The organism is Phocaeicola massiliensis B84634 = Timone 84634 = DSM 17679 = JCM 13223, from assembly GCF_000382445.1.
Taxonomy (GTDB): domain Bacteria; phylum Bacteroidota; class Bacteroidia; order Bacteroidales; family Bacteroidaceae; genus Phocaeicola; species Phocaeicola massiliensis.
In genome coordinates this window covers 239047-253171 of the sequence record NZ_KB905474.1, presented here as the reverse complement: position 1 = coordinate 253171, position 14125 = coordinate 239047, and the positions used below count along the sequence as shown (strand labels likewise).

The window sequence follows — 14125 nt, the reverse complement described above, 5'->3', positions numbered from 1 at the left end:
AAAAAGAAAAGCGTATGAGCATATCAAAAATTAAAATGCTGCAAGTCAGCAAGTGTTTAATCGGACTGGCGGTCATGGTGCTGCAATCCTGCGACGTGGCGGAGAACCGCCGCGACTTGCTGTGCGGGAAATGGGAAAGCGTGGAGGGCAAGCCCGACGTGCTTATCTACAAGGAGGGCGAAGCCTACAAGGTGACGGTATTCAAACGGAGCGGCATCCGCCGCAGGCTGAAACCGGAAACCTATCTCTTGCAGGAGGAGAACGGCAACCTGTTCATGAACACCGGCTTCCGCATCGACGTGGCGTATAACGAAGCCACCGACGTGCTGACCTTCTCACCCAACGGGGACTACGTGCGTGTGAAGCCGCAGCCGGAAACTCCGGCAGAAAAATAAGAACCGCTAAAATCCAAAGAAACATGAGAACAAGAATAACATTCGTCATCTGCCTGTGCCTGCTTTTCGCGGGCAGGGCTTCCGCCCAATGGGTCGTGAGCGATCCGGGCAATCTGGCGCAAGGCATCATCAACGCCTCGAAGAACATCATCCACACCTCGAAGACCGCCACGAACATGGTGAACAACTTTCAGGAAACGGTGAAAATATACGAGCAGGGCAAGAAGTATTACGACGGTGCGCCCGTATAGGCGATATAATAAATATAGCATTGGCAAGCTATTAGGTAAGTGTTCCAATATTTACCTATCATCACCAGCTTATCTGCCCACGAAAGGACGGCAGGGAGTATAGCACGCTGGAAAGCCATAAGTCAATTAGTTATCAAATTGCAACTGAATGGTGAGATGAAACAGATAGATACGAGGATAAAATCCAAACTGATTGAATGATAGTCCAAGTGAACCCAGTATGTTTTATAGTGAAAGATAACTTAACTCGCTATACCGTAATACCTCTGTTGCGAGCGTCGTGTAGTAGAGGCAGGAACAAATTACGGCACAACCGCAGTAAGCGGTAACGGGCGGAAGTCATATCCGATAATCTATCATAGCCATGTTATTATATCGTAAACGGGGATTGCCTAAATCGGAACGCCGCAAGGCTATTAGGTACAGACCTATGAAAATCCGACAAGGCAACGGAGCTTCCGTAGTAGTCTGAGCAGGGGAAAGCCCTGTACATGGCGAAGGGAAGCAGCTAATAATTTTAATGCAAATAACGGAAAATGTGAGAGACATTATGAGAAGTCCAGAGTATGTATTAAACAGTCTAACGGAACACAGTGAAAATTTGAATTACAAGTTCGAACGCTTGTACCGTATCTTTTTCAATGAGGAAATGTATTACGTTGCCTACCAACGCATATATGCGAAACCGGGCAATATGACAGCAGGTGCAGATGGGAAAACCATTGACCAAATGAGCCTGAACCGAATTGAACAACTGATAACATCGTTGAAAGATGAGAGTTATCAGCCCCAACCCTCAAAACGGGTGTATATCCCAAAGAAAAATGGGAAAATGCGTCCATTAGGTGTACCAGCTTTTAACGATAAATTATTGCAGGAAGTGGTCAGAATGATATTGGAAGCCATCTATGAAAGACAGTTTGAAAAAACGTCGCATGGCTTCCGACCCCTAAGAAGCTGCCACACTGCCTTGTCTGATATTCAGAAGACATTTTCGGGCGTGAAATGGTTCGTAGAAGGTGATATTAAGGGATTTTTCGACAATATCAATCATGAGATACTGATAGGTATTCTGAAAGAACGTATCGCTGACGAAAGATTTATTCGCTTGATTAGAAAATTTCTGAATGCAGGATATATCGAAGACTGGAACTTTCATAACTCCTACAGCGGAACACCGCAAGGCGGAATTGTCAGCCCTATCTTGGCAAACATATACCTTGATAAGTTGGATAAATTCATGAAGGAATACACTGAAAAATTTGATAAGGGGAAAGAACGGAAAAGAACCAAACAGGCAGTATCACTTGAAGGCAAACGACACCGTATTCTGAAAAAGTTGAAAGTGGTAAAAGACAAAAATGAAAGGTCAGAATTGATAAGACAATATAAGGCTTATCAAAAAGAAGGTTTGCAGTATTCTGATGGTGACGAAATGGATATGAACTACAGAAAACTCAAATACGTGAGATATGCGGATGATTTTCTAATTGGAATCATTGGCAGTAAACAAGATGCTATCATCATCAAAGAGGACATAAAGAACTTCCTCTATGAAAAGTTGGCTCTTACACTGTCCGATGAGAAAACACTTATCACCCATGCTGAAAACGCTGCAAAATTTCTCGGATATGAGATTTTTGTAAGGAAATCCAATGACACCAAAAGAAGCAAATACGGAGTACTAAGACGTGTCTTCAATAAGAGGATACAATTGGCACTTGGAAAGGATACGTTTAAGAAAAAGTTGCTCGAATATCGTGTTTTAGAAATAAAGATACACAACGGCAAGGAGTATTGGAAAGCAAAATCCCGTCCCAAACTTTCAAACAACAATGACTTTGAGATACTTGACAGGTACAACAAGGAAATAAAGGGCATTTACAATTACTATTGTTTGGCTAATAATTGTAGTAGTCTGTCAAAACTTGGGTATATCATGAAATATAGTATGTACAAAACATTTGCGCAGAAATATCGGACAACGATGTCGCAAATCCGAAAAAAGTACACCAAGAATGGACTTTTTTCAGTTAGATACTATTTAAAGAACGGTACTGCCAAAGACTTGACCTTTTATCATGGTGGGTTCAAAAAGAAAAATCCAATGAACATTAAGGATTTAGACAACTTGCCCAAATTCACATATCATCCTACAAACACAAGTCTTATAGATAGGCTGAAAGCGGAAAAATGTGAATTATGTGGAGTAGTCGATAAGTTAGTGATGCACCATGTGAGAAAATTAAAAAATCTTCAAGGGAAAACTACCTGCGAAAAACAAATGATGGCTCGCAAACGAAAGACTATTGCCATATGTGGTAAGTGTTACAAAAAACTCAGTAACAATGAATAGATTGATATTATTAGTAGAAAGCCGGATACGCGGAGACGTGTACGTCCGGTTTGGGGGCGAGCTTCCGAAAACCCACCGTAGTAATACGGCAGGGCGTTGGATGCTTAGCCTACCCCTCAAATCGGTGAACAATCTGGTCAAGGACGCCCGCAAGGTGCAGCAGACCATCCTGATGGTGGGCGACATCACGGACATCTACGTGACCAGCTTCCAGAAGATGCTGCGCGACGACAACTTCACGGTGGAGGAACTCGGAGCCATCGCCTTCGGGTACACGAAGCTGCTGGAGGAATCCAACGACGTGCTGACGGAGCTGAAGAACGTGGTGAACATCACCACGCTCTCCATGACGGACAAGGAGCGCATGGACGTGGTGGAACGCTGCCACTCCAAGATGAAACGTTACCGCAACCTCGTGAGCTACTACACCAACAAGAACATCAGCGTGAGCTACCTGCGTGCGAAGAAGAAAAACGACCTTGACCGCATCATGGGGCTGTACGGCAGTATGAACGAAAGATACTGGTAGCCTATGGAGTTCGACAACCTTCACCAGATTCTCCGCTCGCTCTACGAGCAGATGATGCCGCTGTGCGCCGACATGGCGGGCGTGGCGAAAGGCATCGCCGGGCTGGGCGCGCTCTTCTATGTCGCCTACCGGGTATGGCAGTCGCTGGCGAGAGCCGAACCGATAGACGTCTTCCCGATGCTCCGTCCCTTTGCCGTCGGTCTGTGCATCATGTTCTTCCCTACGGTGGTGCTTGGCACGATAAACAGCGTCCTCTCGCCCGTCGTGCAGGGTACGGCGAAACTGCTCGAAACGCAGACTTTGGACATGAACAAGTACCGTGAGCAGAAGGACAGGCTGGAATACGAGGCGATGGTGCGCAATCCCGAAACCGCCTACCTCGTGTCCAACGAGGAGTTTGACAAGCAACTGGAGGAATTGGGCTGGTCGCCCTCCGACATGGTGACGATGGCGGGGATGTATATCGACCGGGGGATGTACAAGATGAAGAAGGGCATCCGCGACTTCTTCCGCGAGATACTGGAACTGATGTTCCAAGCCGCCGCCCTCGTGATAGACACCATCCGCACGTTCTTCCTCGTGGTGCTGGCGATACTCGGTCCGATAGCCTTCGCCATATCGGTGTGGGACGGCTTCCAAAGCACGCTCACGCAGTGGATATGCCGCTACATTCAGGTCTATCTGTGGCTGCCCGTGTCGGACATATTCAGCACCATACTCGCCAAGATTCAGGTGTTGATGCTCCAGAGCGACATCGAGCGCATGCAGACCGACCCCAACTTCTCGCTGGATTCCAGCGACGGGGTGTATATCGTGTTCATGATAATCGGCATCATCGGCTACTTCACCATTCCGACGGTGGCGGGCTGGATCATTCAAGCCGGGGGCATGGGCGGCTACGGGCGCAACGTGAACCAGATGGCGGGACGCGCCGGAAGCATGGCGGGCAGCGTGGCGGGTGCTACCGCAGGCAACATGGTCGGACGTGCCGGGAAACTGCTGAAATAATCAATGTGCAATTATAAACGGAAAAAGTAAAATGGAATTCAAGTCACTCAAAAACATCGAATCATCGTTCAGGCAGATACGCCTGTTCGGTATCGTCTTCCTCTCGCTGTGCGCCGTGATAACGGTATGGAGCGTGTGGAGTTCCTACCGCTTCGCGGAGCGGCAGCGTGAAAAGATCTATGTGCTGGATAACGGCAAGTCGCTGATGCTGGCACTCTCGCAGGACCTCTCGCAGAACCGTCCGGCGGAAGCGAGGGAGCATGTGCGCCGCTTCCACGAGCTGTTTTTCACGCTCTCGCCCGAAAAGAGCGCGATAGAACACAACGTGAAGCGTGCGTTGCTGCTGGCGGACAAGAGCGTGTACAACTACTATTCGGACTTCGCCGAGAAAGGGTACTACAACCGCATCATCGCCGGTAACATCAACCAAGTGCTGAAAGTGGACAGTGTGGTGTGCGACTTCAACGGCTATCCCTACCGTGCCGTGACCTACGCCACGCAGAAGATCATCCGGCAGAGCAACGTCACAGAGCGCAGCCTCGTGACCACTTGTCGCCTCTTGAACTCGTCTCGTTCGGACGACAACCCCAACGGGTTCACCATCGAGGGATTCACCATCATCGAGAACAAGGATTTACAAACCATCAAAAGGTAAACGGATATGAAGAAAATCAAGAAATCATTTTGGGGCGCATATTGGAAACTCCATGACAAAAAGAAAATGCTGGTGGCAAGGCTCAGGGGCTATCTGGACGGTTTGCCGCCGAAGACACGCAGGCGCATCGTGCTGGCAATGCTCGCCGCATTCGCCACGCTTGCCCTCTACACTTTCGGTAAAGCCGTCTATGACATCGGCAGGAATGACGGTAGCCGGATGGTGACAGACCATGCCGGACAGGTGGAACTGTCCGTACAGCAAAAAACGGAAAATCACTTAATACCTTATTTATATGGAACAGACAAAGAACGAAACGAAGATTGAGAACAAGACGGAGAGCAAGCCCGAAAACAAGACGGCTCCCGGCAACGACAAGCCGAAGAAGGAGCGCAAGCCGCTGACCGAAGCCCAACGGCTGAAACGTCAGAAAATGATAGTGCTTCCCGCTATGGTGCTGGTATTCATCGGGGCGATGTGGCTGATATTCGCCCCGTCCTCCGGCAAGGAGCAGGAACCGGGAACAAGCGGCTACAACATCGAGATGCCCGACGCGGACAAGGAGAACCGCCGGATTATCGGTGACAAGGCGAAAGCCTACGAGCAGGGGGCAATGGAGGAACGGCAGGAGAACCGCAGCCGCGCCATGCAGCAGTTGGGCGACCTGTTCGACCGCGAAACGGCGGCAGCGGATGGGGACAGCGACTTCGACCTTGCCAATCCCGGCGGAACGGAAGAGGCGGTGAAGCCCGCGCCGAAAACCATCCAGTCCTCGGCAGCTGCCTACCGTGACCTCAATGCCACACTCGGCAACTTCTACGAGCAGCCGAAGAACGACAATGCGGAGATGGACGAACTGCTGGAACGCATCGCCACGCTCGAATCCGAACTGGAAAGCGGAAAAGAGAGAAGCTCCACGATGGACGAGCAGGTGGCACTCATGGAAAAATCCTACGAGCTGGCGGCGAAGTACATGGGCGGTCAGAACGGCACGCAGGCGGCGGGACAGACCACAGAGCCGTCCCCCGTGCAGAAAGCCGGAAAGAATACGGCAAAACCCGTCAGGCAGGTGACGCATCAGGTGGTGTCCTCGCTCGGACAGCCCGTGAGCAATGCCGAATTTGTCGCTTCCTTCTCGCAGGAACGCAACCGCAGTTTCAACACGGCGGTGGGCATTACAACCGTATCGGACAGGAACACCATACCGGCATGTGTCTATGGGGCGCAGAGCGTGACGGACGGGCAGGCGGTCAGGTTGCGCTTGCTGGAGCCGATGGCGGTAGCAGACCGGATCATTCCCCGTAATGCGGTGGTGGTCGGCGCAGCCAAGATTCAGGGCGAACGGCTCGCTATCGAAATCACCTCGCTGGAACACGACGGTACGGTTATCCCGGTGGAGTTGGAGGTCTATGACACGGACGGACAGCCCGGCATATTCATCCCCAACTCGATGGAGATGAACGCTGTCCGGGAGGTTGCCGCCAACATGGGCGGCTCGCTGGGGAGCAGCATCAACATCTCCACCAATGCCGGGGCGCAGCTCGCCTCCGACTTGGGCAAGGGGCTGATACAAGGCACGAGCCAGTATATAGCCAAGAAGATGCGCACCGTCAAAGTGCATCTGAAAGCCGGGTACAGGGTCATGCTCTATCAAGGAGTGAATTAAGGAAATAATCAAATTTTTATTTACCACTAAAAATCCAAAGTAAAATGAAAAAAGTAATCATGATGTTTGCCCTCGCTATGGGCATCGCAACTGCCAACGCGCAGGAAAACGTAACCGTTGGGCAAAGCAACGGAAGTGACCAACCGACCTTGACAAAGGAGGTCTATCCGCAGAAGGAGGCGGACGGCGACCTGTATCACGGTCTGACGAGAAAGCTGGGCTTTGACCGCATGGTTCCCCCGCACGGCTTGGAAGTGACCTACGACAAGACCGTGCATGTCATCTTCCCGGCGGAGGTGCGCTATGTCGATTTAGGCTCGCCCGACCTGATCGCGGGCAAAGCCGACGGAGCGGAGAACGTCATCCGTGTGAAGGCAACCGTGAGGAACTTCCCGAACGAAACCAACATGTCTGTCATCACGGAGGACGGGAGTTTCTACACCTTCAACGTGAAGTACGCCGCCGAGCCGCTGCTGCTCAATGTGGAGATGTGCGACTTCATCCATGACGGCGAGGCGGTGAACCGCCCGAACAACGCGCAGGAAATCTACCTGAAAGAGCTGGGCAGCGAAAGCCCGATGCTGGTGCGCCTTATCATGAAGTCCATCCACAAGCAGAACAAACGTGAGGTGAAGCATATCGGCTGCAAGCGTTTCGGCATCCAGTACCTTCTGAAAGGCATATACACGCACAACGGGCTTCTGTATTTCCACACGGAAATCAGGAACCAGAGCAACGTGCCTTTCGATGTGGACTACATCACATGGAAAATCGTGGACAAGAAGGTGGCGAAGCGTACCGCCGTGCAGGAGCGTGTCATCCTGCCGCTCCGCGCACAGAACTACGCCACGTTCGTGCCGGGCAAAAAAAGCGAGCGCACGGTCTTCACGATGGCGAAGTTCACCATCCCCGACGGCAAGTGCCTCGTGGTGGAGCTGAACGAGAAGAACGGAGGTCGCCACCAGTCTTTCGTGATCGAAAATGAGGATTTGGTACGTGCAAACACGATTAACGAACTCCAAGTGCGCTGACCATGAGAAAGCACATCGCAATAATCATCGCGTCGCTTGCACTCTTCACGGGGCAGGCGCACGCCCAGCGATGCCTGCCGAAGATGCAGGGTATCGAGGTCAGGGCGAATCTGGCAGACGGCTTCAAACCCGGCGGTAACGACGGCGGGTACAGTTTCGGGGCGGCTCTCTCCACCTACACGAAGAAGGGTAATAAATGGGTGTTCGGAGGTGAGTATATTCTGAAGAACAACCCCTACAAGGACACTTCCATACCTGTGGCGCAGTTCACGGCGGAAGGCGGCTACTATTTCAAGATACTTTCCGATGCCCGTAAAATCGTGTTCGTCTATGCGGGGGCTTCGGCTCTCGCCGGGTATGAATCGGTGAATTGGGGCGAAAAGGTGCTGCATGACGGCTCGACACTGCATGACCGGGACGCCTTCGTCTATGGCGGTGCGCTGACGCTGGACGTGGAGTTTTACGTGGCTGACCGTATCGCCCTGCTCGCCAACCTCCGGGAGCGTTGCCTGTGGGGTGGCGACACGAAGAAATTTCATACGCAGTGGGGCATGGGTATAAAGTTCATCATCAACTGATGCGCCGCATGGAACGGACGGATATAGACACTATGAGGCAAATATCCCTCGCGGACTTTCTCGCACGGTTGGGACATGAGCCTGTCCGAAGGAGCGGAAACGAGCTGTGGTATCATGCGCCATACCGCAATGAGCGCACGCCCTCTTTCCGCGTGAACGTGGCGAAACGGCTCTGGTACGACTTCGGCTTGGGCAAGGGCGGTGACATCTTCACGCTTGCCGGGGAGTTTGCCCGAAGCGGTGACTTCATGGCGCAGGCGGGATTCATAGCGGAAACTGTGCGTATGCCATTTGTCTCAGCGAAAAAGCCGTTGTACCTGCCGGAACCGTCCGAACCTGCCTTTGAGGGAGTGGAAGCCGTCCCGCTGCTCCGCTCACCACTGACGGACTATCTGGCGGAACGGGGCATCCCTTATGCCGTTGCATCCCGCCACTGCTGCCGCCTGAACTATGGCGTGCGTGGAAAGCGGTATTTCACAGTTGGCTTCCCGAACGTGGCTGGTGGCTACGAAATCCGGAGCCGCTATTTTAAGGGTTGCATACCACCCAAAGATGTGTCACTGATAAAACCGGAAGATACCGCCTCTGACGTATGCAGCGTGTTCGAGGGTTTCATGGACTTTCTGTCCGCTGACACACTCGGCATAGGCGGCAATGGCGACAGCCTTGTGCTGAACTCCGTCGCCAACGTAGGCAAGGCGGTGAAACACTTGGACGGGTACGGGCGCATCGACTGCTTCCTCGACCGTGACGAATCCGGGCGGAGGACGCTGGAAGTCCTCAAAGGACACTACGGCGGACGTGTCTGTGACCGTTCCGCACTCTATGACGGTTGCAAGGACTTGAACGAGTATCTGCAACGGACAGCAAAAAAAGAAATGAACAATAACTTAAAAATCAAAGGACAATGAACATACTGAACAACAAGAACAAGAGAACATCCATCTTCAAGGCGTTGGCACTCTGCCTGTTCGCCGCCGTGTCGCTCACGCTCGCATCGTGTGACGATGACATGGACATCCAGCAATCCTATCCGTTCACGGTGGAAACGATGCCCGTACCCAACAAGGTGACAAAGGGGCAGACGGTGGAAATCCGCTGTGAGCTGAAAAAGACAGGCGAATTTGCCAACACGCTCTACACCATCCGGTATTTCCAGTTCGAGGGGGAAGGCACGCTGAAGATGGACAATGGCATCACTTTCCTGCCCAATGACCGCTACCTGCTCGAAAACGAGAAGTTCCGGCTGTACTATACGGCTGAGGGCGACGAGGCGCACAACTTCATCGTGGTGGTGGAGGACAATTTCAAAAATTCCTACGAATTGGAATTTAACTTCAACAACCGGAACGTGAAGGACGACATTCAGACCGTCATCCCCATCGGCAATTACAAACCTCTGCCAAGATGATGCGTGTATTCATGGCTATCCTCTGTTCGCTACTGGCGGTCTGTTCCGTGTCCGCACGGGACAGCCGTCAGAAGGGGACGGACGGGCAGGCGGCAATCTACCGCCTGCCGCCTTTCGAGCGGGCGGTTCGGTGTACGAAGTATTTCGAGGGCTGGCATTCGGAGAAACACCACCCATACGTGGGCTGGGGGCATCAGGTGCAGCCGGGGGAAAGGTATTCGGCACGCACCATGACGAAGCGGCAGGCGGACGCGCTCCTGCGGAAAGACTTGCGGAAGTTCTGCGCCATGTTCCGCAAGTTCGGGCGTGACAGTCTGCTCCTTGCCACGCTCGCCTACAATGTCGGTCCATACCGGCTTTTGGGGAGCGGAAAGATACCCAAAAGCACGCTGATCCGAAAATTGGAGGCGGGCGACAGGAACATTTACCGGGAATATATCGCTTTCTGCAACTACAAGGGTAAACGGCACGCCATGCTGCTCAAACGGAGAAAGGCGGAGTTTGCACTGCTGTACATTCCGTAACATGGCAAATGCCTGACAAATGAAAATCCGATGAAGCCGCAACTTCATCGGATTTTCCGCTTTTCATACATTCGGGATTTTTCCCTTGCCGATTACTTCACCGTCCCTGCAATGCTCTATGATGCCGGGCGAAAATCCCATCTCCCCGATTGCGATGTGCCGGATATACTCTGCATATTTCTGACCTTGAAAATTCTTCCCCGTGAGGTTTTTGAAAATCATCTTTATGCTTATTCCGTCATCGCTGTGCAAGATGATTTTTCCGTTTTGTCTGATTTCTTCCATGATTGAAACTTGTTTTTGTGAATACTATCGTAGATTGGGACAGCGGTTTCTTTGCTACTTTCTTTGTCCGCCATCATGCTCACCGAAAGAAAGTAGGGCGGCTTTTGCCGCCGCCACTTAAAAACGGGTGTAGAGTCCCGTTACCATCGTGAACATTTCTTCCAGCATATCGCAGTATATGCCCTCGTGCGTTTCGATGTCCTTCGTCTTGCACTCGAATGTCTTTTTACTGAACGTTTTGCGGTAGAAACGCATATTGTAAAGGTCTAAGCCGGCATCGTAGATGATGTCAAGACGGTTTGCGCTCGTCTTGTTCCTCGCAAGGCTCATGCGTAAGCCGTTGCCCATGTCTGTAAAATCCTTGCTTCCCGTCATGGCGACAAAGCGTCTGCCGCCTATCTGCTGTAAAATCGTCTTTGCTATCATGCTTTTCTTGGTTTTAGGTTGGCGGTGCGGACACCGCCAACTTGTTTAACATTCTGTTATCTCGGCAATGGGGGTGTTTCGTTTCAGCCATTCCATCAGGCACTCCATATTGTACTCGCTTGTGATGACTGCCGTATGGCTGTTGATGGCGGTAAACCTGCTGCTCTCGTAGTCGTCTATCCACCCTTTTAGGGTATCAACTCCCCACGCTTCGGCATCGTCAAAGATGCCGTCCAATACTTTGATAGGCTGGCTGAACTTCACTATCAGCGTTTGATAGGCTGCTTTCATCGGTTGTCCTCCTTTTCTTCCTTTTCCGTGAGCCACTTGTCCCGTGCGGCTCGGCACTCGTCCAATGTGGGTTTGACACAAGAGAACAACTCTCCGTCTGTGGGGTGGCGGTAGTCGTACTGCACAAGTGTCCGCTTGCGTCTGCCGATACCTAATTGGAAACGCTCGTATTTCTCCGTACCAGCTTCCGTGCAGGTGCTTATTCCGTTGATGGTCATTCGTGTTGCCATAATCGTTGATTTTAGGGTGGTTAAAAATGTACTGACAGAATTCTGTTCTTCATCACCATTTCGGGGTCACTCGTATAGCGTTGGTGCAGGTAGAAATGGTGGGAGCCGAAGCCGTAAAGGAAAAACCTGTCAAGTTCGTGCTTCTCGGCAAAGTCCTTTACACTCCGTCTTAACTGCTCCTCACTCGTTGCAAGAGTGAGGAGGTTTACAAATTCAAGGAACATCGTGGGGATTTTATCGTCCCACAGACAAATCATGCTTTCAATTCTTACTTCCATACTATTGGGTATTATAGGTTGATACTATGCCGCTTCCATCCGCTGGCGGATAAGGTTCACGTTGCTGTTCACAAGGTTTACAATGCGGTCGTGGTACTCGGTATTGGAATTGTGCAAGCCACGACTTTGCACCACCTCCAATGTCTTCAAGGAAACCTCCACCGTTTCTATGCGCTTGCCGTCAATGGTGGCGGATAGGATAAGGGAGTTCTTTTCAAGGAAATAGGAGTTGGAAAACACGCAATGGTGCAGTTCCGTCCCTTCCGCTGCAAACTCCGCCACGCTCTCCAACACACGCACCTGCAAAGTGCCGTCCGTAAAGGCAATGCCGAAGAATATGCCTTTGAGTTTGCGGTATGCCTTCTCGTGTTTCTTCGCTTGGCGGATGCGTTCCTCCAACTTCTTGCGCTCTATCTCCTTGTTGCGCTTGTGCATAAGTCTGTCGTGTTCGGCTTTGAGGTCGGAGGGACAGACGTACTTCGGGCTGTTCGTGTCCTTGCCGAAATGACGCAGGAGGTCTATGGTGTCACGCCACATGGAGCCGTCCGAAATGGTGTAACCGTTACGGATACATATCTTTATGGATGCCCAATACCTCTCTATGTCAAAGGAACTGCGGATGTAGTGGCGCAACATGGGATATTGCCCTGCCTTCAACAGCGTTTCGGCTCGGCTGTCGGAAAGGATAGCCGTGAAAAGGTCGTAAGGCAGTATGTTGTGGTATTCGCCATTGAAGCCGTTGCGTTTCAGTTCGGGTATGAAACGCTGTCGGGGATAGGTGCAGACGGGGTTTATATCGTATGCACGGAGTTTGTTGTTCTTGCGTACCTCCATGTCGCTGTATTCCGCCCATAGGTCGTAGTAAAGTATGGACATTCCTCGCAGTCGGGCGACAGTGACGGTTGTGCCTTTGGGCGAAATCCACCTTTGCACCACTTCATAAATGGAATACTCGGCTGCCTGCCCTGCCTTGTATCGGGATTTGACGAAGAAGAAGCGTATCACTTGGTACTGCTTGCAGGTGGTGATGATGCAGAAATACTCGTTCTCGCTGAACACGCTCTTTCGGGTGCGCAACGCTTCCAGCTTCATGCCGCAATGGGGGCAGGTGCATCCGCAAACGGTGTCCGCAAGGTCGTGTTCACTCCTCCACGAATGTCCACACTCGGTGCAGATGTTCGTGCCGTCCGCCCTCTTGATGGCGTAATGCTTGAAGCAATGACGGAAAGCGTATGCCCTCTGTGTGGCGGTCAATTTGGGCAGTCGCTCGCTTAATCGTGCGACTTCCTGCTGTATGGGTGTTCTCGGTTTCATAATCAGAAATTGAATAGGTTGGGTTGTTGTACTTCTTGTGCGGTCGCTTTGGTGGCGGTTCTCGGCTTGCTGCGGTTCTGCAACTTGCGGAGTTCTTCTTCTTGGTATCTGCGGACTGCGTTCTGCCGTGCTTCCGCCTTTTCCTCCGCCGTGAGTTCCACAACATGGTTCACCGCCACGTGGCACTGAATGGGCTTGCCTACCTCTATCTCGTTCTCGTCATAGTAGTGGACGGCTTGCCCGAATATCTCCCCGTCCGTGAAGCCGTTGCAACCGCTCCGCTGCACGTAGTTGAGAATGTAGGTGACGCAATCGTCTATGTTCTTAGCAGGGTTGCGGTAGTTCTTCGCAAAGAGCGCATCTTCCGCTGCACGCTGCTCCAGATACATCTGTATCGTTCTCTTGAAATGTTCTGTTCCTTTCATATCGCTGTCGTTTTTAGATTGTCTGTTTCAGTATCTCTCTCCAATAGGTCGGCTCTACCTCGCTCAGAAGGAAGTCTGTAAAATCCCTCCGTGCGTCCTTGTTCAGTTCTCGGTAGAGTTCACGGAACACGGATATGTTGCCGTTGATGTACGTTTCCACCATGTACACGAAGATGTTGTCCACCTCGTAGTATCTGCATTGCTGCGCTACCGTTTTGCTGCTTCTCTTTGCCATGTCGGTAGGGGTTAAAGGGTGAATAACCAAAGGATGAAACCGAAGAAGGCGATAGTGGAAAGGATAGCCACGATTACGCCTATCGCCACTCGGAACACTCCGTTTACAATCTCTCTAATGATGCCCAAAGGATGCCGAACACCCCGAAGGCGGTGCGCACCATTAAGCCGCATATCGCAAACCCTATGTACTGCGCCATTTGTCTGAAATTTGCCGTTGCCGTCATATCTTCGCTGT

General features: G+C 51.5%; 19 protein-coding genes and 3 pseudogenes. 13 read left to right on the top strand and 9 right to left on the bottom strand.

The window, feature by feature from the left end; all coding sequences use genetic code 11:
• The first annotated feature begins 14 nt into the window (after positions 1 to 14).
• From HMPREF1534_RS02540 to HMPREF1534_RS0119295, 13 genes and pseudogenes are all read left to right on the top strand, one after another.
• On the top strand, positions 15 to 395 hold the full coding sequence (locus HMPREF1534_RS02540; protein WP_005944150.1) for a DUF3876 domain-containing protein: 381 nt from the start codon (positions 15 to 17) through the stop codon (positions 393 to 395).
• A 23-nt stretch (positions 396 to 418) separates the two neighbouring features.
• Positions 419 to 631: pseudogene (locus tag HMPREF1534_RS20085) on the top strand (DUF4141 domain-containing protein); the annotation flags it as partial.
• 565 nt (positions 632 to 1196) lie between these two features.
• Positions 1197 to 3002 (top strand): reverse transcriptase/maturase family protein, encoded by a 1806-nt coding sequence (locus HMPREF1534_RS02545; RefSeq protein WP_025066979.1) that lies wholly within the window; start codon positions 1197 to 1199, stop codon positions 3000 to 3002.
• A gap of 115 nt (positions 3003 to 3117) precedes the next feature.
• A pseudogene (locus HMPREF1534_RS02550) lies at positions 3118 to 3531 on the top strand (DUF4141 domain-containing protein); the annotation flags it as partial.
• A gap of 3 nt (positions 3532 to 3534) precedes the next feature.
• Positions 3535 to 4539, top strand: coding sequence for a conjugative transposon protein TraJ (gene traJ / locus HMPREF1534_RS02555; RefSeq protein WP_005944138.1), 1005 nt, complete (start codon positions 3535 to 3537; stop codon positions 4537 to 4539).
• Positions 4540 to 4570: 31 nt separating this feature from the next.
• A complete protein-coding gene (gene traK / locus HMPREF1534_RS02560) occupies positions 4571 to 5194 on the top strand; it encodes a conjugative transposon protein TraK (protein ID WP_004308925.1) in 624 nt (207 codons plus the stop codon).
• 6 nt (positions 5195 to 5200) lie between these two features.
• Positions 5201 to 5521, top strand: a complete 321-nt coding sequence (locus HMPREF1534_RS02565; protein WP_005944136.1) for a TraL conjugative transposon family protein — start codon at positions 5201 to 5203, stop codon at positions 5519 to 5521.
• Positions 5490 to 6860, top strand: coding sequence for a conjugative transposon protein TraM (gene traM / locus HMPREF1534_RS02570; protein ID WP_005944132.1), 1371 nt, complete (start codon positions 5490 to 5492; stop codon positions 6858 to 6860). The genes HMPREF1534_RS02565 and traM overlap by 32 nt, the downstream gene beginning before the upstream one ends.
• 44 nt (positions 6861 to 6904) lie before the next feature.
• Complete coding sequence (gene traN, locus HMPREF1534_RS02575) at positions 6905 to 7891, top strand: conjugative transposon protein TraN (protein ID WP_005944129.1); 987 nt, start codon at positions 6905 to 6907, stop codon at positions 7889 to 7891.
• 2 nt (positions 7892 to 7893) lie between these two features.
• On the top strand, positions 7894 to 8469 hold the full coding sequence (locus tag HMPREF1534_RS02580) for a conjugal transfer protein TraO (RefSeq protein ID WP_005944127.1): 576 nt from the start codon (positions 7894 to 7896) through the stop codon (positions 8467 to 8469).
• An 8-nt stretch (positions 8470 to 8477) separates the two neighbouring features.
• Positions 8478 to 9380: a toprim domain-containing protein gene (locus HMPREF1534_RS02585; protein ID WP_025066945.1), complete on the top strand. Its 903-nt coding sequence runs from the start codon at positions 8478 to 8480 to the stop codon at positions 9378 to 9380.
• Positions 9377 to 9880, top strand: a complete 504-nt coding sequence (locus HMPREF1534_RS02590; RefSeq protein ID WP_005944124.1) for a DUF3872 domain-containing protein — start codon at positions 9377 to 9379, stop codon at positions 9878 to 9880. Before HMPREF1534_RS02585 ends, HMPREF1534_RS02590 begins: the two co-directional genes overlap by 4 nt.
• On the top strand, positions 9877 to 10404 hold the full coding sequence (locus tag HMPREF1534_RS0119295) for a glycoside hydrolase family protein (protein WP_015532448.1): 528 nt from the start codon (positions 9877 to 9879) through the stop codon (positions 10402 to 10404). The genes HMPREF1534_RS02590 and HMPREF1534_RS0119295 overlap by 4 nt, the downstream gene beginning before the upstream one ends.
• Positions 10405 to 10467: 63 nt before the next feature.
• Here the strand turns inward: HMPREF1534_RS0119295 and HMPREF1534_RS02595 are convergent, their stop codons facing one another.
• The 9 genes and pseudogenes from HMPREF1534_RS02595 to HMPREF1534_RS20080 form a co-directional block, all read right to left on the bottom strand.
• Positions 10468 to 10689: a DUF7688 family protein gene (locus HMPREF1534_RS02595; protein WP_005944120.1), complete on the bottom strand. Its 222-nt coding sequence runs from the start codon at positions 10687 to 10689 to the stop codon at positions 10468 to 10470.
• Between the two features lie 117 nt (positions 10690 to 10806).
• Entirely contained in the window at positions 10807 to 11115 is a 309-nt protein-coding gene (locus HMPREF1534_RS02600; protein ID WP_005944119.1) for a hypothetical protein, read from the bottom strand.
• 45 nt (positions 11116 to 11160) lie between these two features.
• The gene (locus HMPREF1534_RS02605) at positions 11161 to 11406 is read right to left on the bottom strand and encodes a DUF6956 domain-containing protein (protein WP_005944117.1); all 246 of its coding nucleotides are present in this window, start codon (positions 11404 to 11406) and stop codon (positions 11161 to 11163) included.
• Positions 11403 to 11636 carry a DUF3873 domain-containing protein gene (locus tag HMPREF1534_RS02610; RefSeq protein WP_005944115.1) on the bottom strand — a complete coding sequence of 78 codons (234 nt, stop codon included), beginning with the start codon at positions 11634 to 11636 and terminating at the stop codon, positions 11403 to 11405. Before HMPREF1534_RS02610 ends, HMPREF1534_RS02605 begins: the two co-directional genes overlap by 4 nt.
• A gap of 20 nt (positions 11637 to 11656) precedes the next feature.
• The gene (locus HMPREF1534_RS02615) at positions 11657 to 11914 is read right to left on the bottom strand and encodes a hypothetical protein (RefSeq protein WP_005944113.1); all 258 of its coding nucleotides are present in this window, start codon (positions 11912 to 11914) and stop codon (positions 11657 to 11659) included.
• A 24-nt stretch (positions 11915 to 11938) separates the two neighbouring features.
• Positions 11939 to 13228 (bottom strand): PcfJ domain-containing protein, encoded by a 1290-nt coding sequence (locus tag HMPREF1534_RS02620; protein ID WP_005944110.1) that lies wholly within the window; start codon positions 13226 to 13228, stop codon positions 11939 to 11941.
• A 2-nt stretch (positions 13229 to 13230) separates the two neighbouring features.
• On the bottom strand, positions 13231 to 13653 hold the full coding sequence (locus HMPREF1534_RS02625) for a PcfK-like family protein (protein ID WP_005944107.1): 423 nt from the start codon (positions 13651 to 13653) through the stop codon (positions 13231 to 13233).
• A 13-nt stretch (positions 13654 to 13666) separates the two neighbouring features.
• Entirely contained in the window at positions 13667 to 13888 is a 222-nt protein-coding gene (locus HMPREF1534_RS02630; RefSeq protein ID WP_005944104.1) for a hypothetical protein, read from the bottom strand.
• Between the two features lie 11 nt (positions 13889 to 13899).
• Positions 13900 to 14114, bottom strand: a pseudogene (locus HMPREF1534_RS20080) (hypothetical protein).
• Positions 14115 to 14125 lie beyond the last annotated feature (11 nt).

Excerpts from the sequence above, each read along its gene's own strand:
- HMPREF1534_RS02540 (WP_005944150.1), top strand. The coding sequence starts at position 15 with ATGAGCATATCAAAAATTAAAATGCTGCAAGTCAGCAAGTGTTTAATC.
- HMPREF1534_RS02545 (WP_025066979.1), top strand. The coding sequence starts at position 1,197 with ATGAGAAGTCCAGAGTATGTATTAAACAGTCTAACGGAACACAGTGAA.
- traJ (WP_005944138.1), top strand. The coding sequence starts at position 3,535 with ATGGAGTTCGACAACCTTCACCAGATTCTCCGCTCGCTCTACGAGCAG.
- traK (WP_004308925.1), top strand. The coding sequence starts at position 4,571 with ATGGAATTCAAGTCACTCAAAAACATCGAATCATCGTTCAGGCAGATA.
- HMPREF1534_RS02565 (WP_005944136.1), top strand. The coding sequence starts at position 5,201 with ATGAAGAAAATCAAGAAATCATTTTGGGGCGCATATTGGAAACTCCAT.
- traM (WP_005944132.1), top strand. The coding sequence starts at position 5,490 with ATGGAACAGACAAAGAACGAAACGAAGATTGAGAACAAGACGGAGAGC.
- traN (WP_005944129.1), top strand. The coding sequence starts at position 6,905 with ATGAAAAAAGTAATCATGATGTTTGCCCTCGCTATGGGCATCGCAACT.
- HMPREF1534_RS02580 (WP_005944127.1), top strand. The coding sequence starts at position 7,894 with ATGAGAAAGCACATCGCAATAATCATCGCGTCGCTTGCACTCTTCACG.
- HMPREF1534_RS02585 (WP_025066945.1), top strand. The coding sequence starts at position 8,478 with ATGGAACGGACGGATATAGACACTATGAGGCAAATATCCCTCGCGGAC.
- HMPREF1534_RS02590 (WP_005944124.1), top strand. The coding sequence starts at position 9,377 with ATGAACATACTGAACAACAAGAACAAGAGAACATCCATCTTCAAGGCG.
- HMPREF1534_RS0119295 (WP_015532448.1), top strand. The coding sequence starts at position 9,877 with ATGATGCGTGTATTCATGGCTATCCTCTGTTCGCTACTGGCGGTCTGT.
- HMPREF1534_RS02595 (WP_005944120.1), bottom strand. The coding sequence starts at position 10,689 with ATGGAAGAAATCAGACAAAACGGAAAAATCATCTTGCACAGCGATGAC.
- HMPREF1534_RS02600 (WP_005944119.1), bottom strand. The coding sequence starts at position 11,115 with ATGATAGCAAAGACGATTTTACAGCAGATAGGCGGCAGACGCTTTGTC.
- HMPREF1534_RS02605 (WP_005944117.1), bottom strand. The coding sequence starts at position 11,406 with ATGAAAGCAGCCTATCAAACGCTGATAGTGAAGTTCAGCCAGCCTATC.
- HMPREF1534_RS02610 (WP_005944115.1), bottom strand. The coding sequence starts at position 11,636 with ATGGCAACACGAATGACCATCAACGGAATAAGCACCTGCACGGAAGCT.
- HMPREF1534_RS02615 (WP_005944113.1), bottom strand. The coding sequence starts at position 11,914 with ATGGAAGTAAGAATTGAAAGCATGATTTGTCTGTGGGACGATAAAATC.
- HMPREF1534_RS02620 (WP_005944110.1), bottom strand. The coding sequence starts at position 13,228 with ATGAAACCGAGAACACCCATACAGCAGGAAGTCGCACGATTAAGCGAG.
- HMPREF1534_RS02625 (WP_005944107.1), bottom strand. The coding sequence starts at position 13,653 with ATGAAAGGAACAGAACATTTCAAGAGAACGATACAGATGTATCTGGAG.
- HMPREF1534_RS02630 (WP_005944104.1), bottom strand. The coding sequence starts at position 13,888 with ATGGCAAAGAGAAGCAGCAAAACGGTAGCGCAGCAATGCAGATACTAC.